We start from the raw sequence: 25,049 nt of genomic DNA, 5'->3' as shown, positions 1-25,049 counted from the left end.
TTGGTCTGACTATGGGCCGCGACCATGACAGACGCCAGTATCGTTCGTCCTGTGAATCGGCAAGCATTAGGCCAGGCCATGACCAAGCATGAGCAAATGTTACAAAACCCTATATACAGCCCCGGAAACCGACGCGGCCTGATCCGAGCCCGCCCCCGCGCATTGCAAAAGGTTGCGACGCCAGTGTACAAATGGCCCGCTGCCGTCAGGAAATCGTCTTCAAAAGCGCTCTCGCGCCCTTCTTGAACACCCCTAAAAACGTAGCCCTATTGGTAAGACGCGACATTTAATGTCAATATCGCGCCTTCCCCTATTTCGTCGCCCCGTGCGGCTTTCGCCGCAGGTCTCGCCCGTTTTCACAATAAACAAGGCTTTGAGTATCTGCGGTCTGTTGCAAAAAGGTAGTTAATGATGAGCGCAAGGCACTTTCTCTCCCTGATGGATTGCACGCCCGAAGAGCTGGTCAGCGTGATCCGTCGAGGCATTGAGCTTAAAGACCTGCGTAACCGCGGCGTACTGTTCGAGCCTTTGAAAAACCGCGTCCTCGGCATGATTTTCGAGAAGTCGTCGACCCGCACCCGTGTGTCTTTTGAGGCCGGCATGATCCAACTAGGTGGCCAAGCCATCTTCCTGTCTTCGCGCGACACTCAACTGGGTCGTGGCGAGCCTGTCGCCGACAGCGCCCGCGTCATGTCGCGCATGCTGGATGCGGTGATGATCCGTACCTTTGCCCACAGCACCGTCACCGAATTTTCCGCCAACTCACGAGTTCCGGTGATCAACGGCCTGTCCGATGACCTGCACCCGTGCCAGTTGCTGGCTGACATGCAAACCTTCCTTGAGCACCGTGGCTCCATCCAAGGCAAGACCGTGGCCTGGATCGGTGACGGCAACAACATGTGCAACAGCTATATAGAAGCGGCGATCCAATTCGACTTCCAACTGCGCATTGCTTGCCCGCAAGGCTACGAGCCTGACGCGCGCTTCCTGGCACAGGCCGGCGATCGCGTCACCCTGGTGCGTGACCCACGTGACGCCGTGCTGGGCGCGCACCTCGTCAGCACCGACGTCTGGACCTCCATGGGCCAGGAAGACGAAACCGCCCAGCGCCTGGCCCTGTTCGCGCCTTACCAGGTAAATCGGGCCTTGCTCGACCTGGCTGCGCCGGATGTGCTGTTCATGCACTGCCTGCCCGCTCACCGCGGCGAAGAAATTAGCCTCGACCTGCTTGACGATGAGCGCTCGGTCGCCTGGGACCAGGCCGAAAACCGCCTGCACGCTCAGAAGGCTCTGCTCGAATTCCTCGTCCCGCCTTCGTACCACCACGCATGAGCCAGCCACTTCTGCTGAACCTGCGCAATCTGGCATGCGGCTATCAAGATCAACGGGTGGTGCAGAACCTCAATCTGCACCTGAACGCGGGTGATATCGGTTGCCTGCTCGGCTCATCAGGCTGCGGTAAAACCACCACTCTGCGCGCGATTGCCGGTTTTGAGCCGGTGCATGAAGGCGAAATCAGCCTGGCAGGAGAAGTGATCTCCAGTGCCGGTTTCACCCTGGCACCGGAGAAGCGTCGCATCGGCATGGTGTTCCAGGACTATGCGCTGTTTCCCCACCTCAGCGTGGCCGACAACATCGCGTTCGGCATCCGCAAGCATCCACAAAAGGATCGCGTGGTTACCGAGTTGCTGGAACTGGTCAACCTGAAGAATCTGGGCAAGCGCTTCCCTCACGAACTGTCCGGCGGCCAGCAGCAACGTGTCGCCCTCGCCCGCGCCCTGGCGCCGGAGCCGCAACTGTTGCTGCTGGACGAACCCTTCTCCAACCTTGATGGCGAACTGCGGCGCAAGCTCAGCCATGAGGTGCGCGACATTCTCAAGGCGCGCGGCACCAGTGCGATCCTGGTCACCCATGACCAGGAAGAAGCGTTTGCCGTGAGTGATCAGGTCGGCGTCTTCAAGGAGGGCCGTCTGGAGCAGTGGGACACGCCCTACAACCTCTATCACGAACCTCAGACACCCTACGTCGCCAGCTTTATCGGCCAGGGTTATTTCATTCGTGGTCAGTTGAGCTCGCCCGAGTCCGTCAGCACCGAACTGGGTGACCTGCGCGGCAATCGCGCCTACACCTGGCCGACCGGTGGTGCGGTGGATGTGTTGCTACGCCCGGATGACATCGTCTACGCGCCGGACAGTGCATTGAAAGCCCGGATCGTCGGCAAGACGTTCCTCGGTGCATCCACCTTGTACCGTCTGCAGTTGCCGACCGGCGCGCAACTGGAATCGATTTTCCCCAGTCATGCCGACCATCAGGTGGGGTCGGATGTGGGGATTCGTGTAGCCGCTGAGCATCTGGTGCTGTTTCAGGCTTCGGGCAGCACCGCGGCGCAGATCCCTCGATCCGAGTCGGGCGTACGGCGCTACAACCCGGCACACTGAGTATTTGAAGAATACTGGTCATCATGTGGGAGGGAGCTTGCTCCCGATGGCAGTGGGTCAGCTGTAGATACACCGGCTGACCTACAGCGATCGGGAGCAAGCTCCCTCCCACATGGGTTCTCCTGGAGCCAGGGATTACGCCCGGCCAATTTCTGCGAATATGGCCTGGGTGTGCTCCGCCAGCACCGCTGCCGACAACTCCACTTCCAAACCCCGCCTCCCCGCACTGACAAAAATCGTCGTGAACGGCTGCGCCGTCACATCGATAAACGTGCGCAAACGCTTCTTCTGCCCCAACGGACTGATGCCACCTAAAAGATAACCGGTAGAACGCTGCGCCGCGGCGGGGTCGGCCATTTCTACTTTTTTCACCCCCGCCGCGTGCGCCAGGGCTTTCAAGTCCAGACTTCCGACGACCGGCACCACAGCCACCAACAATTCGCCTTTTTCGCTGCTGGCCAACAAGGTCTTGAACACCTGCGCCGGGTCGAGGCTCAACTTTTCTGCGGCCTCCAGGCCATATGAGGCGGCCTTGGGATCGTGTTCATAACTGTGGATGCGATGTTCGGCGCGAACTTTTTTCAACAAATCCAATGCGGGGGTCATGGCGTCTCCGGCGGTGGCAAACAGGTGGCCAATTCTAGGCCAAGCCCGCGTAAAACGCTCTAATGCGCACCTCTCTTCAAACGATACTCCGTAGGGCAAGCATGATCATTCATCAAACCCATAGTTCGAAAGTGACTGACCGTTCACTTTCGACCTTTGACAGCGGTCATTCTTGTCTATATTTTTTCGCTTACGAACACTGTAGTAATACACCTACAGTATTCCAGCAGTAAGCCGTGCCTTGGATGGGGATCCTCGTCACGGTGAAAATCGCGCCACCGCCCGTTGAGGCAGTGCGCCAGACAAGAACAACAATTGAGGTTTTCCATGACAACTGCTCTTCAACAGCCTTCACTTTCGAGCCAATGCATGGCCGAGTTCCTGGGGACTGCGCTTCTGATCTTCTTCGGTACAGGATGTGTCGCTGCCCTCAAGGTCGCGGGTGCCAGCTTTGGGTTATGGGAAATCAGCATCATCTGGGGTATCGGCGTCAGCATGGCGATCTACCTGAGCGCCGGTATTTCCGGGGCTCACCTCAACCCAGCCGTCAGCATCGCCCTGTGCCTTTTCGCCGATTTCGAAAAGCGCAAACTGCCCTTCTACATCCTCGCCCAAGTGGCCGGCGCATTCTGCTCAGCGGCGCTGGTGTACACGCTCTATAGCAATCTGTTTTTCGATTACGAACAAACCCATCATCTGGTACGCGGCACTCAAGCCAGCCTGGAATTGGCGTCGGTGTTCTCCACCTACCCTCATGCCCTGCTGAGCACTGCACAGGCTTTCCTGGTGGAAATGGTCATTACGGCGATTCTGATGGGCGTGATCATGGCCCTGACCGATGACAATAACGGCCTGCCACGCGGCCCGTTGGCGCCACTGCTGATCGGCCTGCTGATTGCGGTAATTGGCAGCGCCATGGGCCCGTTGACCGGCTTTGCGATGAACCCGGCGCGGGATTTCGGGCCCAAGCTGATGACCTTTTTCGCTGGTTGGGGTGAAATGGCCTTCACTGGCGGCCGCGATATTCCTTACTTCCTGGTGCCGATTTTCGCGCCGATTGTCGGCGCATGCCTGGGTGCTGCGGCCTATCGCGGGCTGATTGCCCGTCATCTGCCGAGCGCCGCACCTGCTGTCGCCGAAACCCAAGACACCGCCGTCACTGGCGAAACCCGTATTTCCTGATAATACCGCCTGGTCCCTACTGCCCTTTTAGTGGCCCAGGCTGTTGATCCACTCCCTTATTTCTCGTCCAAGGCAATCGACATGACCGACATTCAGAATAAGAACTACATCATTGCCCTTGATCAGGGCACCACCAGTTCCCGGGCAATCATCTTCGATCGTGACGCCAACGTGGTCTGCACCGCCCAGCGTGAGTTCACTCAGCACTACCCACAGCCTGGGTGGGTTGAACATGACCCGATGGAAATCTTCGCTACCCAGAGCGCGGTGATGGTCGAAGCCCTGGCACAAGCCGGCCTGCACCACGACCAGGTCGCCGCCATCGGTATCACCAACCAGCGTGAAACCACCGTAGTGTGGGACAAAATCACCGGCCGCCCGATCTACAACGCCATCGTGTGGCAGTGCCGCCGCAGCACCGAGATCTGCCAGCAGCTCAAGCGCGACGGCCACGAGCAATACATCAACGACACCACCGGCCTGGTCACCGACCCGTACTTTTCCGGTACCAAGCTCAAGTGGATCCTCGATAACGTCGAAGGCAGCCGTGAGCGCGCGCGCAACGGCGAACTGCTGTTCGGCACCGTGGACAGCTGGCTGATCTGGAAATTTACCGGCGGCAAAACCCACGTCACCGATTACACCAACGCCTCGCGCACCATGCTCTTCAACATCCACACCTTGGAGTGGGATGCGAAGATGCTGGAGATCCTCGACGTTCCTCGCGAAATGCTGCCGGAAGTGAAGTCCTCTTCGGAGATCTACGGCCGCACCAAGAGCGGCATCGCCATCGGCGGTATTGCCGGTGACCAGCAAGCGGCGCTGTTCGGCCAGATGTGCGTGGAAGCCGGCCAGGCCAAGAACACCTACGGCACCGGCTGCTTCCTGCTGATGAACACCGGCGACAAAGCGGTGAAATCCAAGCACGGCATGCTCACCACCATCGCCTGCGGCCCGCGTGGCGAAGTGGCCTACGCACTCGAAGGCGCGGTCTTCAACGGCGGCTCCACTGTGCAGTGGCTGCGTGACGAGTTGAAGATCATCGCCGACGCCACCGACACCGAATACTTCGCCGGCAAGGTCAAGGACAGCAATGGCGTGTACCTGGTCCCGGCCTTCACCGGCCTGGGTGCTCCTTACTGGGACCCCTACGCCCGTGGCGCACTGTTCGGCCTGACCCGTGGCGTACGCGTGGATCACATTATTCGTGCAGCCCTGGAGTCGATTGCCTACCAAACCCGTGACGTTCTCGATGCCATGCAGCAGGACTCCGGCGAACGCCTCAAGGCCCTGCGTGTGGACGGCGGCGCGGTAGCCAACAACTTCCTGATGCAGTTCCAGGCCGATATCCTCGGCACCCAGGTCGAGCGCCCGCAAATGCGCGAGACCACGGCATTGGGCGCCGCCTATCTGGCCGGCCTGGCCTGTGGCTTCTGGGGCAGCCTGGACGAGTTGCGAGGCAAGGCAGTGATCGAGCGCGAATTCGAACCACAGCTCGATGAAGCAGCCAAAGAAAAACTCTACGCTGGCTGGCAAAAAGCTGTCAGCCGCACCCGCGACTGGGAACCGCACGAAGGCGCCGAATAAGCCAAGCTCCGGTTGTAACTGGCCGGGAGCAGATTCCTGCGTCATCATGGGCCACTTTTGTATGGCAGCCCAAAGGACGCCCCATGAATCTGCCTCCCCGCCAACAACAAATCCTCGAACTGGTCCGCGAGCGCGGCTACGTCAGTATCGAGGAAATGGCGCAGCTATTTGTTGTCACCCCGCAGACCATCCGCCGCGATATCAATCAGCTGGCGGACGCCAATTTGCTGCGCCGCTACCACGGCGGCGCGGCCTATGACTCCAGTGTCGAAAACACCGCGTACGCCATGCGTGCCGACCAGATGCGCGACGAGAAACAGCGCATCGGCGAGGCCATTGCCGCGCAAATCCCCGACCACGCCTCGCTGTTCATCAATATCGGCACCACCACCGAGTCCATCGCCCGTGCGCTGCTGAATCACAACCACCTGAAAATCATCACCAACAACCTCAACGTCGCCACCATGCTCAGTGCCAAGGATGACTTTGACGTGCTGCTGACCGGCGGCAACGTGCGGCGTGACGGCGGTGTGGTGGGCCAGGCCAGCGTGGACTTCATCAACCAGTTCAAGGTCGACTTTGCCTTGGTGGGTATCAGCGGCATTGATGAAGACGGCAGCTTGTTGGATTTCGATTACCAGGAAGTCAGGGTTTCCCAGGCGATCATCGCCAATGCCCGCAAAGTGATCCTGGCGGCGGACTCGAGCAAATTTGGGCGCAATGCCATGATTCGTTTAGGGCCGATCAGCCTGGTGGACTGCCTGGTGACGGATCAGCAGCCGGTGCCGGCGCTGGTGCAGTTGCTGAATGACCATAAGGTTCGCCTGGAAGTCGTATAGCGTCTGCACTGACGTCATCGGGGGCAAGCCCCCTCCCACCCTTCGAGCTGTGAATACGCTCGAATGTGGGAAGGGGCTTACTCCCACAATGGCGCGCCATCACACACCCTTTTCCTCAAGCCTTTCCAAGGCTCATGTTCACAATTCTTCCTTTTCCCGCCCTTTGATGAGTTTTTTCAATCAAAGTCGAGTGGCTGTGCGCGCGTTTATCAGCTACCATTTTCGCAAATGAACATTAATGTTCGAATTCCAAGACGAAAAAATCGCGAGGCCAGCCGATGAACCCTTCCACCTTGCCTGCATCACCGCTTGCCGAAGTCTATGACGTTGCCGTAATCGGTGGCGGGATCAACGGCGTCGGCATTGCAGCAGACGCAGCCGGTCGCGGTTTGTCAGTATTCCTTTGCGAAAAGGACGACCTGGCCAGCCACACCTCCTCCGCCAGCAGCAAGCTGATCCACGGCGGCCTGCGCTACCTCGAACATTACGAGTTCCGCTTGGTGCGTGAAGCATTGGCCGAACGCGAAGTGCTGCTGGCCAAGGCCCCGCACATCGTCAAGCAGATGCGTTTTGTATTGCCGCACCGCCCGCACCTGCGCCCGGCGTGGATGATCCGCGCAGGTCTGTTCCTGTATGACCACTTGGGCAAGCGCGAAAAGCTCGCCGGCTCCAAAAGCCTCAAGTTTGGCGCTGACAGCCCGCTGAAAAGCGAAATCACCAAGGGTTTCGAATACTCCGACTGCTGGGTCGATGACGCCCGCCTGGTGGTGCTCAACGCCATGGCCGCTCGCGAAAAAGGCGCGCACATTCACACCCAGACCCGCTGCATCAGCGCGCACCGCAGCAACGGTATGTGGGATATGAACATGGAACGCGCCGACGGCAGCCTGTTCTCGATCCGCGCCCGCGCTTTGGTGAATGCCGCCGGCCCGTGGGTCGCCAAGTTCATCAAGGAAGACCTGAAGCTGGATTCGCCCTACGGCATCCGCTTAATCCAGGGCAGCCATCTGATCGTGCCGAAACTGTACGAAGGTGCCCACGCGCACATCCTGCAGAACGAAGATCAGCGCATCGTCTTCACTATTCCGTACCTGAACCACCTGACCATCATCGGCACCACCGACCGCGAATACACCGGCGATCCGGCGAAAGTGGCGATCACCGAAGGTGAAACCGACTACATGCTCAACGTGGTAAACGCGCACTTCAAGAAACAACTGAGCCGCGATGACATCGTCCACACCTACTCCGGCGTACGACCGCTGTGCAACGACGAGTCGGATAACCCATCGGCGATCACCCGCGATTACACCCTGTCGGTGTCGGGCGGCGCAGGCGAGGCACCGATTCTGTCGGTGTTCGGCGGCAAGCTGACCACCTATCGCAAGCTCGCCGAGTCGGCGATGGCGCAATTGGCCCCGTATTTCACCCAAATGCGCCCAAGCTGGACCGCCAAGGCCAGCCTGCCGGGTGGCGAAGACATGACCTCACCAGAAGCCCTGGCCGAAGCCATTCGCCACAAATTCGACTGGGTGCCGAGCGAGATCGCACGCCGTTGGTCCACCACCTATGGCAGCCGCACATGGCGCCTGCTGGAAGGCGTGCAATCGCTGGCCGACCTGGGCGACCACTTGGGTGGCGGCCTGTATACCCGAGAAGTCGACTACCTGTGCGCCGAAGAATGGGTGACCCAACCTCAGGACGTGCTGTGGCGCCGTACCAAGCTTGGCCTGTTCACCACACCGGAAGAACAGGACAACCTGCAACGTTACCTGTCCCAAGTTGAGCAGAACCGCAGCAAGACTCAGGCGGCCTGACAGACTCTTCATACAAATGCCCCTGCGCCGCGAGGCCCAGGGGCTTTTTTATGCGCGCCAGGTCATTCGGTTTTCCGAACGCAACACTCCAAGCTATTCGGTTTGCCGGACCGTACAGTTACATATTTACCGTCACACAAAGTTAATCATCATATAAATCATACTGTTAGCCATTTACCCCTGGCCTGGCACGACTCATGCTCTACACTCTTGGACGATTGCCTGGGACGCCTCAGGAGCCGTCACGGGCATTCGCTGTACAAGAGAGCCGTCTAACTGGCTTCATAAAAAAAACAAATGTCGAGGAAGTATTGATGCGCATCGTTCCCCATATCCTGGGCGCAGCTATCGCTGCTGCTCTGATCAGCACTCCAGTTTTTGCCGCCGAACTCACCGGCACACTGAAGAAAATCAACGACTCCGGCACCATCACCCTCGCGCACCGCGACAGCTCCATTCCGTTTTCCTACATCGCGGATGGTTCGGGCAAACCGGTTGGCTACTCCCACGACATCCAAGTAGCTGTCGTCGAGCAACTGAAAAAAGACCTGAACAAGCCCGACCTGAAGACCAAGTACAACCTGGTCACCTCGCAAACTCGTATTCCGCTGATCCAGAACGGCACTGCGGATCTTGAGTGCGGCTCCACCACCAACAATGCCGAGCGCGCTCAGCAAGTCGACTTCACCGTCAACATCTTCGAAATCGGCACCCGCCTACTGGTCAAGAAAGACAAGGACGGCAAGCCGTCTTACGCCGACTTTGCCGACCTGAAAGGCAAGAACGTCGTGACCACCGCTGGCACCACGTCTGAGCGCATCATCAAAGCGATGAACGCCGACAAGCAGATGGGCATGAACGTCATCTCCGCCAAAGACCACGGCGAATCCTTCCAAATGCTCGAAAGCGGCCGCGCCGTTGCGTTCATGATGGATGACGCCCTGCTGGCCGGCGAAGAAGCCAAGGCGAAGAAGCCGGATGATTGGGTAATCACCGGTACTCCACAGTCTTTCGAAGCCTACGCCTGCATGGTTCGCAAAGGCGATCCAGACTTCAAGAAAGCCGTAGATGGCGCCATCACCGCCCTGTACAAATCCGGTGAAATCAACAAGATCTACAGCAAATGGTTCGAGAGCCCGATTCCACCTAAAGGCCTGAACCTGAACTTCCCAATGAGTGACAAGGTTAAAGAGCTGATCGCCAACCCAAGCGACAAGCCAGCGCCTGACGTAAAAATCTGACACTGATCTAACCTTATCTCCTGAGGGAGCAACCCTCCCTCAGGCGTCTGTAATTACCTGCTGGATTTAACTTGGAACACTCGACCTGGCGGTTTTCGAGCCGATCGTGTGTGCCTGGCGTTCATCGCCAGGAGGGAATGGATTTTCCCCAAGCGGGTGCTTGTACATCGATCGATCTCGAGGGGAGACCCTAATGAATTACAACTGGGACTGGGGCGTGTTCTTCAAGTCCACCGGCGTGGGCAGCGAGACTTATCTCGACTGGTACATCGCCGGCTTGGGCTGGACCATTGCCATCGCTGTCGTGGCATGGATTATCGCCTTGCTGCTGGGCTCCATTCTGGGGGTCATGCGCACTGTGCCAAACCGCCTCGTATCGGGCATCGCGACCTGCTACGTGGAACTGTTTCGTAACGTGCCGCTGCTGGTTCAGCTGTTCATCTGGTATTTCCTGATACCCGACCTGCTGCCGCAAAACCTGCAGGACTGGTACAAACAAGACCTGAACCCGACCACCTCGGCCTACCTGAGCGTCGTCGTGTGCCTTGGCCTGTTCACCGCCGCCCGCGTGTGTGAGCAAGTGCGCACCGGCATCCAGGCTTTACCACGTGGCCAGGAATCCGCTGCGCGCGCCATGGGCTTCAAGCTGCCGCAGATCTACTGGAACGTGCTGCTGCCGCAGGCCTACCGCATCATCATTCCGCCGCTTACCTCGGAATTCCTCAACGTGTTCAAGAACTCCTCCGTGGCGTCCTTGATCGGCTTGATGGAACTGCTGGCACAGACCAAGCAGACCGCCGAGTTCTCGGCCAACCTGTTTGAAGCCTTCACCCTGGCCACGCTGATCTACTTCACCCTGAACATGAGCCTGATGCTGCTGATGCGCGTGGTCGAGAAGAAAGTCGCAGTGCCCGGCCTGATCTCCGTGGGGGGTAAATAATGGAACTCGATTTCAGCGGCATCATCCCCGCGATCCCAGGCCTGTGGAACGGCATGGTCATGACCTTGCAATTGATGGTCATGGGCGTGATCGGCGGTATCGCCCTGGGCACGATCCTGGCGCTGATGCGCCTGTCGTCCAGCAAACTGCTGTCGCGCCTGGCCGGCGCCTATGTGAACTATTTCCGTTCGATCCCGTTGCTGTTGGTGATCACCTGGTTCTACTTGGCCGTACCGTTCGTACTGCGCTGGATCACCGGCGAAGACACACCCATCGGAGCGTTCACCTCCTGCGTCGTGGCCTTCATGATGTTCGAAGCCGCGTACTTCTGTGAGATCGTGCGGGCCGGCGTGCAGTCGATTCCCAAGGGCCAGATGGGCGCAGCGCAAGCGATGGGCATGACCTATGGCCAGACCATGCGTCTGATCATCCTGCCCCAGGCATTCCGCAAGATGACCCCGTTGCTGCTGCAACAGAGCATCATCCTGTTCCAGGACACCTCGCTGGTCTACACCGTGGGCCTGGTGGACTTCCTCAACTCCGCCCGCTCCAACGGCGACATCATCGGCCGCTCCAATGAGTTCCTGATCTTTGCCGGTGTCGTCTACTTCATCATCAGCTTTTCCGCCTCGCTGCTGGTCAAGCGTCTGCAAAAAAGGTTTGCCGTATGATCTCTATCAAGAACATCAACAAGTGGTATGGCGACTTCCAGGTGCTGACCGATTGCAGCACTGAGGTCAAAAAAGGCGAAGTGATCGTGGTGTGCGGGCCTTCGGGCTCGGGTAAATCCACCCTGATCAAATGCGTCAACGCGCTGGAACCGTTCCAGAAAGGCGATATCGAGGTCGACGGCACCTCCATCGCCGACCCGAAGACCAACCTGCCGAAACTGCGCTCGCGCGTGGGCATGGTGTTCCAGCACTTCGAACTGTTCCCGCACCTGACCATCACCGAAAACCTGACCATCGCACAGATCAAGGTGCTCGGCCGCAGCAAGGAAGAGGCGACCAAGAAAGGCCTGCAACTGCTGGAGCGCGTCGGCCTGTCGGCGCACGCCCACAAGCACCCTGGCCAACTCTCTGGCGGCCAACAACAACGTGTGGCGATTGCCCGCGCCCTGGCCATGGACCCGATCGTCATGCTGTTCGACGAACCGACCTCGGCCCTGGACCCGGAAATGGTCAACGAAGTGCTGGACGTGATGGTGCAGTTGGCCCAGGAAGGCATGACCATGATGTGCGTAACCCACGAAATGGGCTTTGCCCGTAAAGTGGCCGACCGCGTGATCTTCATGGACGCCGGCAAGATCATCGAAGACTGCCCGAAAGAAGAATTCTTCGGCGACATCAGCGCCCGCTCCGAGCGTGCGCAGCACTTCCTTGAGAAAATCCTGCAGCACTAAGCACTACATAGCTCCTGCTGTAGAAACCGGGCCAATGTGGGAGGGGGCTTGCCCCCGATAGTGGTGGATCAGTTAAAGATGAGCTAACTGACACACCGCTATCGGGGGCAAGCCCCCTCCCATGCTGGACCGCACAGGCTGGCAGCTCTGGTTGACCCAAGGCATCTGTGATGAAATGCGACCCCAACCAATTTCGCGCCGCACCGCCATCACTTGCCGTGAAGCCTCGTCTGATTCGCCAACTGTTCCTGCCGCCGTTGATCGTCGCCCTGATGATCGGCTTGGGTTATATCGGCTTTTGGATCAGCGAGTACTACGGCATCCGCACCCTCAGCGACACAGGCGAACGCCAGTTGGAGCTGCATGCCCGCACCGTCGAAAGTGAACTCAGCAAATACACTTACCTGCCCAGCCTGCTGGAGCTGGAGACCAGCGTCTCGCAGCTGCTCGCCGACCCGAGCCAGGAAACCCGCAAAAACGTCAACGACTACCTCGAAGGCCTGAACCGACGCAGTCGCAGTCGGGCCATCTACGTGATGGACACCACCGGTCGGGTGCTGGCCACCAGCAACTGGCGCGATGCCGACAGTTACCAGGGTGAAGACCTCTCCTTCCGCGCGTATTTCCAGAACGCCGTGCGCGGCCAGCCCGGGCGTTTCTACGGCATCGGCAGCACCAATGGCGAACCCGGTTATTACCTGGCCCACGGGTTGGAAGAGCACGGCAAGATCATCGGCGTCGCAGTGGTCAAGGTACGCCTTGAAGCGCTGGAAGAACGTTGGCAACGTGCGCGCCTGGAAGCCTTCGTCAGCGACGAGAACGGCATCATCATCCTCTCCAGCGACCCGGCCCGCCGCCTCAAGGCCGTGCGTCCGTTGAGCAATGAAACCAAGGATCGCCTGGCCCACAGCCTGCAATATTACTGGGCAACGCTGAATGAGCTTGAACCGCTGGCCCGTGAGCGCTTGAACGAAGGCACCGAAAAACTGACCTTTCCGGCCAACAGCGAAGTGGTCAACGACGAACACGAAGTCAGCTACCTGGCGCAAACCCGACCGCTCAACGACACACCGTGGAATTTCACCCTCCTCACTCCCCTCAATGACCTGCGCCGCGCAGCGATCAACCAAGGCATTCTGGTGGCTGTCGCATTTGGTCTGGTGGCATTCCTGCTGATTGCCTGGAATGAGCGACGCAAAGTCATCGCCACCCGCCTCGCCGCACGGGAAGCCTTGCAGGAAGCCAACAGCCAGTTGGAGCGTCGGATTGCCGAACGCACCGCGGACCTGCGCGCCAGCAACGAACGGCTCAAAGGCCAGATCCGCGAACGACGCCAGGCCGAAGAAACCCTGCGCCGTGCCCAGGATGAGCTGGTGCAGGCCGGGAAACTGGCGGCCATCGGCCAGATGTCCACCAGCATTGCCCACGAATTGAACCAGCCGTTGGCCGCGCTGCGCACCTTGTCCGGCAACACCGTGCGCTTCCTGGAGCGCGGCGCCCTGGACACCGCCAGCGCCAACCTCAAGACCATCAACGAACTGATCGACCGCATGGGCCGCATCACTGCCAGCCTGCGCTCATTTGCCCGGCGCGGTGACGACCAGGGCGAAGCCAACCTCGCCAAGGCGGTGGACGCTGCGTTCCAGGTACTGGGCGCGCGCCTGGACAGCCTGCCGCTGACCGTGCATCGCGACTTCGTTGCGGCCCATTTGCAGATCGACCAGACACGCCTGGAGCAGATCCTGGTCAACCTGATCGGCAACGCCCTTGACGCCATGCAGGCACAACCCGCTCCCGAGTTGTGGCTGGAAGGCAGTGTCGCCGAAGGCAAATACCGCCTGCATGTACGCGACAACGGCCACGGCATCGACGCCGAGGCACGCAAGCATTTATTCGAACCGTTCTTCACCACCAAGCCCGGCGAGCAAGGTCTGGGCTTGGGCCTGACCCTGTCCGCCAGCCTCGCGGCGGCCACCGGCGGCACGCTCGCCGTTGAGCATCCGGCCAGTGTTGGTACCGCTTTTGTCCTGAGCCTGCCGCTGGTAGGCGCTCAACAAGCTGAGTCGACATGAATATTGATCCTCAAGACCTCACCGTGCTGATCGTCGAAGACGACCCCCATGTGCTGCTCGGCTGCCAGCAGGCCCTCGCGCTGGAAGATATTCCCAGCGAAGGCGTGGGCAGTGCCGAAGAGGCGTTGAAGCGCATCGGCGAGAACTTCGCGGGCATCGTGATCAGCGACATTCGCCTGCCGGGCATCGACGGCCTGGAGCTGCTCACCCGCCTCAAGGCCCTGGATAAAAGCCTGCCGGTGGTGCTGATCACCGGGCACGGCGATATCTCCATGGCCGTCGGCGCCATGCGCAATGGCGCTTACGATTTCATGGAGAAGCCCTTCTCTCCCGAACGCCTGGTGGATGTCGCTCGTCGTGCCCTTGAGCAACGCGCACTGGCGCGGGAAGTCTGGTCGCTGCGCCGTCAGTTGGCCGAGCGTGACTCCCTGGAAGGCCGCATCATCGGCCGCTCCCCCGCCATGCAGAACCTGCGCGAGCTGATCGCCAACGTCGCCGACACCTCAGCCAACGTGCTGATCGAAGGCGAGACCGGCACGGGTAAAGAACTGGTCGCCCGCTGCCTGCATGATTTCAGCCGGCGCCACTCGCACCAGTTCGTCGCCCTCAACTGCGGCGGCCTGCCGGAGAACCTGTTCGAAAGCGAGATTTTCGGCCACGAAGCCAACGCATTTACCGGCGCCGGCAAGCGGCGCATCGGCAAGATCGAGCACGCCCACGAAGGCACGCTGTTTCTCGATGAAGTAGAAAGCATGCCGATCAACCTGCAGATCAAATTGCTGCGGGTGTTGCAGGAACGCACTCTGGAACGCCTGGGTTCGAACCAGAGCGTGGCCGTGGATTGCCGCGTGATCGCCGCCACCAAGTCCGACCTCGACGAACTGAGCCGCGCCAGCCAGTTCCGCAGTGACCTGTACTACCGCCTCAACGTGGTCACGCTGGAACTGCCGCCGTTACGCGAGCGCCGCGAAGACATCCTGCAACTGTTCGAACACTTCCTGCAGCAGTCATCCCTGCGCTTCGACCGCACCGCGCCGGAGTTGGACAACCAGACCCTGTCCAGCCTGATGAGCCATGACTGGCCCGGCAACGTGCGTGAGCTGCGCAACGTCGCCGAACGTTTCGCCCTCGGCCTGCCCGCCTTCAAAAAAAGCGGCGCCAGCAGTGGCAGCCACGGCCTGGCGTTTACCGAAGCGGTGGAAGCCTTTGAGCGCAACCTGCTCAGCGACGCCCTGCAACGCAGCGGCGGCAACCTGACCCAGGCCAGCCAGGAACTGGGGATGGCCAAGACCACCCTCTTCGACAAGGTCAAGAAATACGGGTTGAGTCACTGATGGATCTATTCTTGAAAGCCGCCCTCGGCGCGGCGGTGGTACTGATATTGGCCGCATTGGCCAAGACCAAAAACTATTACATCGCGGGGCTGGTACCGCTGTTTCCGACCTTTGCGCTGATCGCCCATTACATCGTCGGCAAGGGCCGTTCGGTAGACGATTTGAAGACCACGATCCTGTTTGGGATGTGGTCGATCATTCCGTACTTTGTGTATCTGGCGACGTTGTATGTGATGGTTGACCGCATGCGGCTGGAGGCCTCTTTAGCCGTAGCCGCGGTAGCGTGGCTGATCGCCGCGACGATCCTGGTGAGTATCTGGGTACGCCTCCATACCTGACCCGACTCGGTCAAAAAATGTGGGAGGGGGCTTGCCCCCGATTGCGGTGTGTCAGTCAGCTCATCTTTAACTGATCCACCGCTATCGGGGGCAAGCCCCCTCCCACATTTTTAATCGAGGTGTATCAGCGGACTATCTTGTCGACCTGGATGCCCAGCTTCTTCAGGCGATACCAGAAACTGCGCTCAGAGATCCCGATCTTCGCCGCCGCCGCAGCCTGCACGCCATTACTCTCCTGCAACGCCGCCAGGATGTAGGCCTTCTCCACCTCCGCCAGCGCCGCATCCAAGTCCTGAGGAATCCCTGGCCCGTCGCTGAGAATCGCCGTCACGCCCAGCTCGCTCGGCTTCGACGCAAACAGGTAACCCGGCAGGTCGATATCCTCGATGACCGGCGAGGCCGCTACAATCGTTGCGCGTTCCACACAATTTTGCAGCTCGCGGATATTGCCGGGCCAGTGATACGCGGCCATCGCCTGCAATGCTTCGGGGCTGAAGCCGGTGATGCGTTTGCCCGCAGTGGCGCTGAGGGTCTGGGCGAAGTGGCGGGCCAGGGGCGCGATGTCTTCGACGCGCTCGCGAAGGGCCGGCAAAGGGATCGGGAACACGTTGAGGCGGTAATACAGGTCTTCGCGAAACTCCTTCTTGGCCACCGCTTCCAACAGGTTCTTGTTGGTGGCCGCGATCACTCGCACATCCACCTTGCGCTCGCGGGGATCGCCCACCGGCTCGATGACCCGCTCCTGCAATGCACGTAGGATCTTGGCCTGCAACGCCAGAGGCATATCGCCGACTTCATCAAGGAAGAGCGTGCCTTTGTCGGCCTGCATAAAACGCCCTACCCGGTCCGCTACCGCGCCAGTGAATGCGCCTTTGCGGTGGCCGAACATCTCGCTTTCCAGCAGCCCTTCCGGGATTGCGGCGCAGTTGACCGCCACGAAGGGTTTGTCGGCACGGCTGCCGTGTTTGTGGATGGCACGGGCGACCATTTCCTTGCCGGTCCCGCTTTCGCCGGTCAGCAGGACAGTGGCGCTGCTGTCACGCACCGATTCCACCGCTTGCAACACCGTGCGAAACGCCGGGCTGTCACCCACCAGGCTGTCGAACTGGGCATGCTCATCCAGCTCGGCGCGCAGGCGTGCGTTGTCGCGCATGATGTCGCGAAATTGCAAGGCTTTGCTGACGGTGATGTCCAGTTCGTCGATATCGAACGGCTTGGCGATGTAGTCATAGGCGCCGTTGCGCATCGACTGCACGGCGTTTTTCACCGTGCTGTAGGCGGTCATCACAATCACCGGCACATGGGGGTAGCGCACCTTGATCTCCGCCAGCAGCGCCGGCCCGTCCATACCTGGCATGCGCCAGTCACTGATCACCAGGTCGATGTCTTCCTGCTCCAGCACCTTGAGCGCGTGCAGACCGTTACCGGCGATAAATACCTGGATGCCGTTCTGACTCAGGGCCGACGCCAGCAGATCACAGAGCTTGGGTTCGTCGTCGACCACTAGAATGTTATGCGTCATGACTGTCCTCGTCGTCTTCGCCCATCGCCGGAATGTACAGGCTGAAGGTGGCGCCGGCATCTTTCTCGCTGGCGCATTCGATGCTGCCATCGTGACTTTCCATGATCGAATAGACCTTGGCCAGACCCAAGCCAGTACCCGAGGCCTTGGTGGTGACGAAGGGCGTAAAGATGCGCTCGACCATCTCTGCCGGAATGCCCTGGCCGGTGTCGGCAATGCTGATAACGGTGTTGTCGCCCACCGTGCGAATCCCCACGGTCAGGCGCCCGCCTTCGGGCATCGCGTCGATGGCGTTGAGAATCAGATTGAGGCACGCCTGTTTGAGCTGTTTGGCATCCGCGTAAATAGTCGCGCCCGGTGCCTGGTCGTCGATCTGCGCATCGATGTTGTGAGTAGCCAGTTCCGGGGCGCAGAAACCGAAGATTTCCTCCACTAGCGGACGTGCCGGCTGCACCACACGTAGCGGCGGATTGGGCTTGGCGAAATCGAGGAACTCGGTGATCAGGTCGTTGATGCGGCTGACTTCACTGATCACGTACTCCAGGTGGCGCTTATCGGTGTCCGCCAGGTCGGCGCGGCGGTGCAGCAACTGGGTAGCGGTCTTGATGATGCCCAGGGGGTTGCGGATCTCGTGGGCCAGGCCCATGGCGACTTCGCCCAGTGCATGCAGGCGATCGCGGCGGCGCAACTGGGCTTCGAGGTGATGCAACTCGCCCAGACGCTCGGTCATATGGTTGAAGGTACTGCTCAATTGCGCCAGCTCATCGCCGCCGCTGACCGCTACGCGATGGGTGTAATTGCCGGAAATCACCGCACTCACGCCTTGGGACAAGTCTCGCAGCGGCCGGGTCAGGCGCCGTGACACCAACACCCCCGCCGCCAATGACAGCGCCGAGCTGACCAGGAATATCAAGACGAACAGATTGCTCTGGTTGACCAGCCCCACCAGGCTGCTATGGCGCAGCAGGCCGCTGAAAATCACGCCCTGCAAATCGCCCGCGTCGTTGAAGATCGGCCAGTACAAACCGCTGTAGTTATTGGTGAATTGCTCGCTGGGCTGTTTGGTGCTGCGCATAGCCGCTTCGACATTTTTGGGGATGCGCGACGGGTGATCCTCGAAGCGCTGGGTCGAGAAAATTTCCGAGAAGCCCTCGGGGTTGGCCAGGTACAGGCGCAGGTCAAGGGAGTGCACATCGGCCACGCTGGTGAGGAAACTGCTGTCCAGGTAAGTGGCCACCAGCAACTGGTAGTCGACGCCGTCCCGGGAAGTGTCGAACGTAGAGACCACAATGCCCGTGCTCACGCCCGCCACCTGCACCGTCTGCAACACCGCGTTGCTGGTCAGGCTGATCTGCTTGACGATGTCGTCGGAGGCGGTGCTGAACACCGTTTTGTGGTCACTGACGCGAATCAACGCGACCACGTCAATGTCCGTGGCATCGGCGATGTCGGCCGTCAGCCGGTCGTGCCGGGCAGCTTGCCGGTTCTCCGGCGGGCTGGTGTAGCGCAGGAACAATTTGGCCATGCGCGCGTTGTCATGAAGGATGTCGCCGATCTCGTCCTTGACGATCTTGGTCGACTCCTGCAGCCAGATCCGCACGTTGCTGTCGAAAATCTGCGACAGCGTGGTGGCGGCCAACTCCGCCGCGATCATGGTGGGAATCACGCTGACCAACCAGAATGCCAGCACCAGCTTGCGCTGGACACTCCAGCGCGAAATGGCAAAGGGACGGGCTTTCTGGCGGGTCTTGGTGATCATCGGGTTTCGCTTATCGCAGCAGCCATGGCAGGGTCGGAACGGTCCGGTCGAATAAACAGTTTTACAAGCTTGAGCAGGCCATTGACCAGCCGGTTGCGGTGGCGGAAAAACACACTGTTGCCATGGAACTCACAGCCCAGGCGCAGCTTACTGGCATACCCGGCCTGCCCGCACTCGTACACCGCAATATTGTGCTCAATACAATAGTCGACGTTGGTCAGCCAGCTACGGAAATACAGGTTGTAGTCGCGGGTGAAGTTCACGTCATGCCCGAAGAACTTGTCCACCAGCCGATGCTCATCCACCAGCATCAGGTTGAACGCCACCAACTGCTCGTCCACCCAGTAAAGCGCACACACCGCGCGTGACTCAAGGCGTTCAAGCACACCGGTGAAGTAGCCCGCAGGCAGGCGTTCGAATTGCAGCTCGGCTCGGGTGAGTGTGGCTTCGTAAAGGCGCATGACCTCAGGCAGTACATCGTCGATGTTGCGCCGCCACTCCACCCGTGGCCCCGGTGCGCGCAGTTTGCGACGCAGATCCTTGCGCGTGGATTTGCCCAGAGAGCCCAGGTAGGCGTCCACTGAACCGTAGGGCAACGGCAACACACCGGTGGGCAGGCTCGGCATGGTCTGGAAACCGGCGGCGCGACAACTGTCGGCCCAGTGCGGATCGTTGCTCGGCGCGTCCTTGACCGCCACCAGGCCGATACCGAAGTCATCGGCGTCGTGGCGTGCGGCGTCCAGCACATGCTTGAGCAACAACGGGCGGCGCGACTCGGGGACGTGGCGGGCAAATCCGGCATCACAGCGCTCGGCCACCGGCGAGCCGATGGCATAGATGCCCAATGTCAAAACCCCCGGCCACCGTCGCTCAAGGCGTTCGGTGAAACGCTTGCCGACGCCTGAAACCGTGGTGTCGAGGCGGTAATGGGTCATGAACGCGGGTGCGACTGCCACCAGGGTTCCGTCTTCGTAGACCGCAAGGTAGCGCCACTGGAAATCATCGAGGGCCGCGTTTTCCACGGCGACGTAATAGTCCCAGTCTTCCAGGGCACCGGGGAAGCAATCGTTCCACGCACTGCGCTGGAGGGCCCGGATGGTGGGGAAGGCTTGGGTGGTGATCACATCGTTTCCATATTCAGGGCCTGGGGCCGGCGATTTTTTGAGGTGAATGGGCCTATCTGTGATGAAAGGTTCTTTGTAGTGAATGGTACTTTTTGTGGTGAATGGCACCTTTTGTAGTGGGCGGTACTTTTTGTGGTGAATGGCACCTTTTGTGGTGAGCGGTACTTTTTGTGGTGAGCGGGCTTGCCCCGCGCTGGGCTGCGAAGCAGCCCCACTCCAGGCAACGAGTTTCTCCAGCTAGACCGCAATGGCCGGTTTTGGGGCGGCTTCGCCACCCAGCGCAGGGCAAGCCTGCTCACCACTAGAGCCCTGCACACCACAACACTCTGGAGGGTCCGGAGGGTGGGTAAGGCTTGGGTGGTGATCACATCGTTTCCATATTCAGGGCCTGGGGCCGGCGATTTTTTGAGGTGAATGGGCCTATCTGTGATGAACGGTTTTTTTGTAGTGAATGGTACTTTTTGTGGTGAATGGCACCTTTTGTAGTGGGCGGTACTTTTTGTGGTGAATGGCACCTTTTGTGGTGAGCGGTACTTTTTGTGGTGAATGGCACCTTTTGTGGTGAACGGTACTTTTTGTGGTGAGCGGGCTTGCCCCGCGCTGGGCTGCGAAGCAGCCCCACTCCAGGCAACGAGTTTCTCCAGCTAGACCGCAATGGCAGGTTTTGGGGCGGCTTCGCCCCCCAGCGCAGGGCAAGCCTGCTCACCACTGGAACCCTGCACATCACAACCCCTCTGCTCACCACTACAGCCCTGTACACCAAAACATCCCTGCTCATCACTACAGCCCTGCACACCAAAACCCCTCTGCTCACCACTACAGCCCTGCACACCAAACCCCCTCTGCTCACCACCACAGCCCTGCCCACCACAAAACCCCTGCTCAGCAAACACTGAGCCGCAGCCCGCTGCAGATGTATGCCGCTCGATGAACGCAGCACTCAACTCAATCACCCGCCGGTATTGCAGGTCGACGGTGATCATGTGGTAGCAGTTATCCAGCAGAATCTTGGTCACTGGGCCGCCAAGGTGGCGCTCTACATAGTCGGCGTTCCAGCGGCTGGTGATGTCGTCCTCGATGGAGTGCAGCACCAGCGCCGGCACGTTGATCCGGGGCATGCGTTTTTTGACCACTGCGTTCATCCAGTGCAACTCGCGCACGGTGACGCCTTCCATGGTCAACAACCCCGCTTCGCTGCTCTCGCCCTCTTTCATCTGGCGTTCGACAATCGCCCGCAGGCGCTCATTCTTGATGCCGTAGGGCGGTTTCTCAGTGAAGCGAAACAGACGCACACCAAAGGGAATCCGGATCAGCAACGGCGTGATGAACGCCATTTTGTTGATGCTCCAACCGTCGTACTTCAAGGTGGTCGAGTACATCAGCAGCCCGGCGACCTGCCCCGGGTGTTCCGAGGCCACGTACATCGACATCACCGCGCCCATGGACAAACCGCCAACGAACACCTGTGCGTGGCGCCGCTTGATCTGTACGAAGGTCTTGCGCACGCCTTCATACCAGTCGCGCCAGCCGGTGGCCTGCAGGTCGCTGTTATCGCCGCAGTGCCCCGCCAGCGTCGGCACGTACACCGTGCAATTGCCGGCCTTGGCCAGGCCTTTAGCGACCTGGCGCAATTCAGTCGGAGTGCCGGTCAGGCCGTGGATCAACAGGATCCCGACCGGACCATCACCGAGAACGAATCCGGCATCACCTTCACCGAGGTCGATCTCTGCACTGTTCACCGATTGGTCGCTCGCACCAGCAACTGCTCAAGCAGCTTCAGGCCCAGTTCGATTTCCGGGTAGCTGATTTCCAGGGACGGTGCCAGGGTGATCACGTTTTTGTAGTAACCGCCCACGTCGAGGATCAGGCCGAGTTTCTGGCCATCCACCACCATGTCGCCCTTCATGCCTTCTTCGACCATGTAGTCCAGGGTCGCCTTGTCCGGGGTGAAGCCATCCGGTCCGCAGATTTCGCAGCGCAGCGCCAGGCCCAGACCGTCGACGTCGCCGATGATCGGGAAACGTTTCTGCAGGTCCTGCAGGCCTTCGAGGAAGAACTTGCCCTTGGCCATGACCATCGCGCCGTAGTCGACTTCGTTGGTCATCTTGAACATCTCCAGGCCCACCGCCGTGCCCAACGGGTTGGAGGCGAAAGTGGAGTGGGTGGAACCCGGCGGGAAGATCTTCGGGTTGATCAACTCTTCACGGGCCCAGATACCGCCCAGTGGGTTGAGGCCGTTGGTCAGCGCCTTGCCGAACACGATCACATCCGGCTGCACGTCGAAGTGTTCGATCGACCACAACTTGCCGGTGCGGTAGAAGCCCATCTGGATTTCATCGGACACCATCAAGATGCCGTGCTGGTCCAGCACGTGTTTGAGTTCGCGGTAGAAGTTCATCGGCGGGATCACGTAGCCGCCGGTGCCCTGGATCGGCTCGACGTAGAACGCGGCGTATTCACTCTGGCCGACTTTCGGGTCCCACACGCCGTTGTATTCGGTCTCGAACAGGCGGGCAAATTGCTGCACGCAGTGGCTGCCGTACTCTTCCTTGGTCATCCCTTTGGGGCCCCGGAAGTGGTACGGGAACGGGATGAACTGCGCGCGTTCACCGAAGTGGCCGTAGCGGCGGCGGTAGCGGTAGCTGGAGGTGATCGACGAGGCACCGAGGGTACGCCCGTGGTAGCCGCCTTCGAAGGCGAACATCAAGCTTTTGCCGTTGGTGGCGTTACGCACCACTTTCAGGGAGTCTTCGATCGACTGCGAGCCGCCGACGTTGAAGTGCACGCGACCGTCGAGGCCGAATTTCTTCTTGGCGTCCACCGCGATCATTTCCGACAGCTCGATCTTGCCCTTGTGCAGGTACTGGCTGGCGATTTGCGGCAGGGTGTCGATCTGCTGTTTCAGCGCATTGTTCAAGCGCGGGTTGGCGTAACCGAAGTTGACCGCGGAGTACCACATTTGCAGGTCGAGGTAGGCCTGGTCTTCGGTGTCCCACACATAGGAGCCTTCGCAGCGGCTGAAAATACGCGGCGGTTCGATGTAGTGAACGGTGTCGCCGTAGGAGCAGTATTTGGCTTCTTTATCCAGGAGGACCTGGTCTTCGGCGGTAGCGATGCGGATATCAGACATGGTGGAAAATTTCCTGAGTGTCGGCAGTGAAGGAGGTAGCGTTGGCGGCGATGCCCTGAGGCAGTCGGGCCAGCAACGCAGGCACTTCGGCAAAGGTGTCGAAGCGCGCGTGAGGGATGTTGTTGGCCTCGCAGTACAGGGCGAGGCTGCCTTTGGCGAACACGAAGTCGGCGGTGGACGCCACGCACATGTCGGACTTGCCGTCGCCGATCACCAGCACGCGCTTGTTGCGCGGTGTGGATTTGCACTTGCAGTTGCCGGACGCGGCGCGGCAGGCATCGCTGGAATAGGGGAAGTCAATGCGCCAACTGTTCTGGTCGACCTGGCGCAGGCGGTTAGCGAGGATCGGCAGCAAGGTCACGTAGTTGCGCGACAAGATCCGCGCAATGCCTTGCTCGATGCCGTCGCTAACCACTTCAATGGACGCGCCCAGGCCGATCACGTGATCGACGAAATCCGGGAAGTCCGGGTCGATCTCAACGCTGTCGAAGTACGCCAGCAATTCGCTGGGGGTGGCCTTGATTAACGCCAGTTGGCGGCTCAGGCATTCGCGTGAACCGATATGCCCATCCAGCCATTGCTGCTCGATGGTTTCCCATTCGGGGCCGGCGAAGCGTTGGAGGACGTTGTCGATGACATCGGTGGGGGTGATGGTCCCGTCGAAGTCGCACACGATATGCCAATCAATCATTGTGGTTACCTTGATGGAGTGCGCTGTCTGCGCTTTCATCAGGGCTAGAGCAGGGAGTGTGCCAATTGGTTAAAGCCCCGCAGGGCTGGGGGTTTAACGGTTGTGAGCGGGGAATTTGTGTCGTCATAGCTACAATTTTTGTAGCTTGCTACAAACAAGATGAGTGCTTGCATGGGGGCGATGGTTTGCGCGTTCATGCGCGTGTATTCACTTAGGAACTGTGACCATGTTGAGGATCACATGCGCGGCGTTCGCCGGTTTACTGAGCCTCGCCGCTCAGGCCGAAGGCATCAGCGGTGACGTCGGCGCAGGCGTCAGCTACCAACCCCACGATCCGACCGGCAGCCGCTACGAAACCCGGCCCGTGCCCTATCTCGACCTCGACTGGGGCAACGTGAGCCTGAGCACCGACGACGGGCTGAGATGGAGCGCGCTGAACACACAGGGTTTAAGTGCCGGTCCGTATATCAATTACTTGCAGGGGCGCACCTCCAACGGTTCGCTGCAGGGGATGCGCAATGTGTCGGACATGGCCGAGGTCGGGGGTTTTATCCAGTACGCGCCGGCTGACTTCTGGCGGGTTTACGCCCAGTTGGGCCAGGCCGTCGGTGGCGGGCATTCCCAGAGCGGCGCGCTGGGCAAGGTCGGCGGTGAGCTCGGTTACCCGCTGGGCGGTGGAATCATCGGCAGCAGCGGCCTGGTGGCGCATTTCGCCGATGCACGCCAGACCCAGACGTTTTTCGGGGTGGATGATAACGAGGCGGCGGCCACAGGCTTCAAGGCCTACAACGCCAGTGGCGGCTTCCAGAACGTAACCCTGAGCCAGAGTTTCCAATTCCCCCTGGCGCCCAATTGGTCACTGCTGACCAGCGCAAGTTGGGTGCACCTGGTGGGCTCGGCGGCCAACAGCAGCATCGTCAAGCAGACCGGCGACGTGAACCAGGGCCAGGTACAGACGGCGATCAGCTACACGTTTGATTGATCACTTCGGCCCCATGTGAGAGGGACTTGCCCCTCCCACATGGGG

At 59.9% G+C, this 25,049-nt stretch carries 20 protein-coding genes and 1 pseudogene; 14 read left to right on the top strand and 7 right to left on the bottom strand.

Going from position 1 to position 25,049, the window contains the following annotated elements:
• Positions 1 to 411: 411 nt before the first annotated feature.
• On the top strand, positions 412 to 1,332 hold the full coding sequence (gene argF, locus LRO94_RS06535; RefSeq protein WP_032891794.1) for an ornithine carbamoyltransferase: 921 nt from the start codon (positions 412 to 414) through the stop codon (positions 1,330 to 1,332).
• Positions 1,329 to 2,438 carry an ABC transporter ATP-binding protein gene (locus LRO94_RS06530; protein ID WP_099601217.1) on the top strand — a complete coding sequence of 370 codons (1,110 nt, stop codon included), beginning with the start codon at positions 1,329 to 1,331 and terminating at the stop codon, positions 2,436 to 2,438. The genes argF and LRO94_RS06530 overlap by 4 nt, the downstream gene beginning before the upstream one ends.
• A gap of 135 nt (positions 2,439 to 2,573) precedes the next feature.
• Here LRO94_RS06530 and ybaK read toward each other — a convergent pair whose 3' ends face one another.
• Positions 2,574 to 3,044 carry a Cys-tRNA(Pro) deacylase gene (gene ybaK / locus LRO94_RS06525; protein WP_032891799.1) on the bottom strand — a complete coding sequence of 157 codons (471 nt, stop codon included), beginning with the start codon at positions 3,042 to 3,044 and terminating at the stop codon, positions 2,574 to 2,576.
• Between the two features lie 327 nt (positions 3,045 to 3,371).
• Between ybaK and LRO94_RS06520 the strand changes: the two genes are divergently transcribed.
• The 11 genes from LRO94_RS06520 (at position 3,372) to LRO94_RS06470 (ending at position 15,796) form a co-directional block, all read left to right on the top strand.
• Positions 3,372 to 4,226: an MIP/aquaporin family protein gene (locus LRO94_RS06520; protein WP_032891800.1), complete on the top strand. Its 855-nt coding sequence runs from the start codon at positions 3,372 to 3,374 to the stop codon at positions 4,224 to 4,226.
• Positions 4,227 to 4,307: 81 nt separating this feature from the next.
• A complete protein-coding gene (gene glpK, locus LRO94_RS06515; RefSeq protein ID WP_032891801.1) occupies positions 4,308 to 5,813 on the top strand; it encodes a glycerol kinase GlpK in 1,506 nt (501 codons plus the stop codon).
• A gap of 83 nt (positions 5,814 to 5,896) precedes the next feature.
• Positions 5,897 to 6,652 carry a DeoR/GlpR family transcriptional regulator gene (locus LRO94_RS06510; protein ID WP_032891803.1) on the top strand — a complete coding sequence of 252 codons (756 nt, stop codon included), beginning with the start codon at positions 5,897 to 5,899 and terminating at the stop codon, positions 6,650 to 6,652.
• Between the two features lie 278 nt (positions 6,653 to 6,930).
• The gene (gene glpD / locus LRO94_RS06505; protein ID WP_095183948.1) at positions 6,931 to 8,469 is read left to right on the top strand and encodes a glycerol-3-phosphate dehydrogenase; all 1,539 of its coding nucleotides are present in this window, start codon (positions 6,931 to 6,933) and stop codon (positions 8,467 to 8,469) included.
• 314 nt (positions 8,470 to 8,783) lie between these two features.
• Entirely contained in the window at positions 8,784 to 9,710 is a 927-nt protein-coding gene (locus LRO94_RS06500; protein WP_032891807.1) for a glutamate/aspartate ABC transporter substrate-binding protein, read from the top strand.
• Positions 9,711 to 9,903: 193 nt separating this feature from the next.
• A complete protein-coding gene (locus tag LRO94_RS06495; RefSeq protein WP_032891809.1) occupies positions 9,904 to 10,650 on the top strand; it encodes an amino acid ABC transporter permease in 747 nt (248 codons plus the stop codon).
• Entirely contained in the window at positions 10,650 to 11,321 is a 672-nt protein-coding gene (locus tag LRO94_RS06490) for an amino acid ABC transporter permease (RefSeq protein ID WP_032891811.1), read from the top strand. The genes LRO94_RS06495 and LRO94_RS06490 overlap by 1 nt, the downstream gene beginning before the upstream one ends.
• Positions 11,318 to 12,052, top strand: a complete 735-nt coding sequence (locus LRO94_RS06485) for an amino acid ABC transporter ATP-binding protein (RefSeq protein WP_032891813.1) — start codon at positions 11,318 to 11,320, stop codon at positions 12,050 to 12,052. Before LRO94_RS06490 ends, LRO94_RS06485 begins: the two co-directional genes overlap by 4 nt.
• Before the next feature lie 170 nt (positions 12,053 to 12,222).
• Positions 12,223 to 14,124: a two-component sensor histidine kinase AauS gene (gene aauS, locus LRO94_RS06480; RefSeq protein WP_179179467.1), complete on the top strand. Its 1,902-nt coding sequence runs from the start codon at positions 12,223 to 12,225 to the stop codon at positions 14,122 to 14,124.
• On the top strand, positions 14,121 to 15,458 hold the full coding sequence (gene aauR / locus LRO94_RS06475) for a two-component response regulator AauR (protein WP_032891818.1): 1,338 nt from the start codon (positions 14,121 to 14,123) through the stop codon (positions 15,456 to 15,458). The genes aauS and aauR overlap by 4 nt, the downstream gene beginning before the upstream one ends.
• Positions 15,458 to 15,796, top strand: a complete 339-nt coding sequence (locus LRO94_RS06470) for a GlpM family protein (protein ID WP_095183946.1) — start codon at positions 15,458 to 15,460, stop codon at positions 15,794 to 15,796. The genes aauR and LRO94_RS06470 overlap by 1 nt, the downstream gene beginning before the upstream one ends.
• 124 nt (positions 15,797 to 15,920) lie before the next feature.
• Here the strand turns inward: LRO94_RS06470 and LRO94_RS06465 are convergent, their stop codons facing one another.
• From LRO94_RS06465 to LRO94_RS06440, 6 genes and pseudogenes are all read right to left on the bottom strand, one after another.
• Positions 15,921 to 17,318 carry a sigma-54-dependent transcriptional regulator gene (locus LRO94_RS06465; protein WP_179179468.1) on the bottom strand — a complete coding sequence of 466 codons (1,398 nt, stop codon included), beginning with the start codon at positions 17,316 to 17,318 and terminating at the stop codon, positions 15,921 to 15,923.
• Entirely contained in the window at positions 17,308 to 19,077 is a 1,770-nt protein-coding gene (locus LRO94_RS06460) for a sensor histidine kinase (RefSeq protein WP_095183944.1), read from the bottom strand. The genes LRO94_RS06465 and LRO94_RS06460 overlap by 11 nt, the downstream gene beginning before the upstream one ends.
• Positions 19,074 to 20,201, bottom strand: a complete 1,128-nt coding sequence (locus LRO94_RS06455) for a GNAT family N-acetyltransferase (RefSeq protein ID WP_179179469.1) — start codon at positions 20,199 to 20,201, stop codon at positions 19,074 to 19,076. Before LRO94_RS06455 ends, LRO94_RS06460 begins: the two co-directional genes overlap by 4 nt.
• Before the next feature lie 908 nt (positions 20,202 to 21,109).
• Positions 21,110 to 21,940: pseudogene (locus tag LRO94_RS06450) on the bottom strand (alpha/beta hydrolase); the annotation flags it as partial.
• Positions 21,937 to 23,331 (bottom strand): aspartate aminotransferase family protein, encoded by a 1,395-nt coding sequence (locus LRO94_RS06445; RefSeq protein ID WP_032891824.1) that lies wholly within the window; start codon positions 23,329 to 23,331, stop codon positions 21,937 to 21,939. The pseudogene LRO94_RS06450 and the gene LRO94_RS06445, both read right to left, overlap by 4 nt.
• Complete coding sequence (locus LRO94_RS06440; RefSeq protein ID WP_179179470.1) at positions 23,324 to 24,022, bottom strand: MtnX-like HAD-IB family phosphatase; 699 nt, start codon at positions 24,020 to 24,022, stop codon at positions 23,324 to 23,326. Before LRO94_RS06440 ends, LRO94_RS06445 begins: the two co-directional genes overlap by 8 nt.
• A gap of 226 nt (positions 24,023 to 24,248) precedes the next feature.
• Here LRO94_RS06440 and LRO94_RS06435 point away from each other — a divergent pair, with 226 nt between their 5' ends.
• Positions 24,249 to 25,004 (top strand): MipA/OmpV family protein, encoded by a 756-nt coding sequence (locus tag LRO94_RS06435; protein WP_032891826.1) that lies wholly within the window; start codon positions 24,249 to 24,251, stop codon positions 25,002 to 25,004.
• Positions 25,005 to 25,049: the final 45 nt, after the last annotated feature.

It is taken from the genome of Pseudomonas sivasensis (assembly GCF_021391435.1).
Lineage (GTDB): Bacteria > Pseudomonadota > Gammaproteobacteria > Pseudomonadales > Pseudomonadaceae > Aquipseudomonas > Aquipseudomonas sivasensis.
The sequence above is the reverse complement of the archived record's forward strand: the minus strand, read 5'-3'. Positions and strand labels throughout refer to the sequence as shown.

Excerpts from the sequence above, each read along its gene's own strand:
- argF (WP_032891794.1), top strand. The coding sequence starts at position 412 with ATGAGCGCAAGGCACTTTCTCTCCCTGATGGATTGCACGCCCGAAGAG.
- LRO94_RS06530 (WP_099601217.1), top strand. The coding sequence starts at position 1,329 with ATGAGCCAGCCACTTCTGCTGAACCTGCGCAATCTGGCATGCGGCTAT.
- ybaK (WP_032891799.1), bottom strand. The coding sequence starts at position 3,044 with ATGACCCCCGCATTGGATTTGTTGAAAAAAGTTCGCGCCGAACATCGC.
- LRO94_RS06520 (WP_032891800.1), top strand. The coding sequence starts at position 3,372 with ATGACAACTGCTCTTCAACAGCCTTCACTTTCGAGCCAATGCATGGCC.
- glpK (WP_032891801.1), top strand. The coding sequence starts at position 4,308 with ATGACCGACATTCAGAATAAGAACTACATCATTGCCCTTGATCAGGGC.
- LRO94_RS06510 (WP_032891803.1), top strand. The coding sequence starts at position 5,897 with ATGAATCTGCCTCCCCGCCAACAACAAATCCTCGAACTGGTCCGCGAG.
- glpD (WP_095183948.1), top strand. The coding sequence starts at position 6,931 with ATGAACCCTTCCACCTTGCCTGCATCACCGCTTGCCGAAGTCTATGAC.
- LRO94_RS06500 (WP_032891807.1), top strand. The coding sequence starts at position 8,784 with ATGCGCATCGTTCCCCATATCCTGGGCGCAGCTATCGCTGCTGCTCTG.
- LRO94_RS06495 (WP_032891809.1), top strand. The coding sequence starts at position 9,904 with ATGAATTACAACTGGGACTGGGGCGTGTTCTTCAAGTCCACCGGCGTG.
- LRO94_RS06490 (WP_032891811.1), top strand. The coding sequence starts at position 10,650 with ATGGAACTCGATTTCAGCGGCATCATCCCCGCGATCCCAGGCCTGTGG.
- LRO94_RS06485 (WP_032891813.1), top strand. The coding sequence starts at position 11,318 with ATGATCTCTATCAAGAACATCAACAAGTGGTATGGCGACTTCCAGGTG.
- aauS (WP_179179467.1), top strand. The coding sequence starts at position 12,223 with ATGAAATGCGACCCCAACCAATTTCGCGCCGCACCGCCATCACTTGCC.
- aauR (WP_032891818.1), top strand. The coding sequence starts at position 14,121 with ATGAATATTGATCCTCAAGACCTCACCGTGCTGATCGTCGAAGACGAC.
- LRO94_RS06470 (WP_095183946.1), top strand. The coding sequence starts at position 15,458 with ATGGATCTATTCTTGAAAGCCGCCCTCGGCGCGGCGGTGGTACTGATA.
- LRO94_RS06465 (WP_179179468.1), bottom strand. The coding sequence starts at position 17,318 with ATGACGCATAACATTCTAGTGGTCGACGACGAACCCAAGCTCTGTGAT.
- LRO94_RS06460 (WP_095183944.1), bottom strand. The coding sequence starts at position 19,077 with ATGATCACCAAGACCCGCCAGAAAGCCCGTCCCTTTGCCATTTCGCGC.
- LRO94_RS06445 (WP_032891824.1), bottom strand. The coding sequence starts at position 23,331 with ATGTCTGATATCCGCATCGCTACCGCCGAAGACCAGGTCCTCCTGGAT.
- LRO94_RS06440 (WP_179179470.1), bottom strand. The coding sequence starts at position 24,022 with ATGATTGATTGGCATATCGTGTGCGACTTCGACGGGACCATCACCCCC.
- LRO94_RS06435 (WP_032891826.1), top strand. The coding sequence starts at position 24,249 with ATGTTGAGGATCACATGCGCGGCGTTCGCCGGTTTACTGAGCCTCGCC.